This is a genomic window from Iodobacter violaceini (assembly GCF_011601265.1).
Taxonomy (GTDB): Bacteria; Pseudomonadota; Gammaproteobacteria; order Burkholderiales; family Chitinibacteraceae; genus Iodobacter; species Iodobacter violaceini.
Genome location: NZ_JAAOLX010000068.1, coordinates 1 through 207, shown reverse-complemented (window position 1 = coordinate 207; position 207 = coordinate 1). Strand labels below are relative to the sequence as shown.

The 207-nt window shown below is 61.4% G+C and carries 1 protein-coding gene; it reads left to right on the top strand.

The window, feature by feature from the left end; translation table 11 throughout:
• Positions 1-207 (top strand): hypothetical protein (locus HA050_RS22790; protein WP_166830608.1); only part of this gene is annotated, 207 nt, incomplete at both ends.

Here is a 207-nt window from a genome sequence, read left to right as displayed (position 1 = left end):
ACAACGCAACTACGGGTCTGATCACCGTGCCTGCAGGCGTGACCAACTTCGCCGTTACTCTGCCAACCGTGGATGACGCGCTGGTTGAAATCACTCCGGAAACCGTTCCTCTGACCATTGGCGGCGTGAGCGCCACCGGCGGGATTCTGGACAACGACAGCCCGGCCATTACCGGCATCGAAGTCGGCAATCCGGGTGTGGCGGATG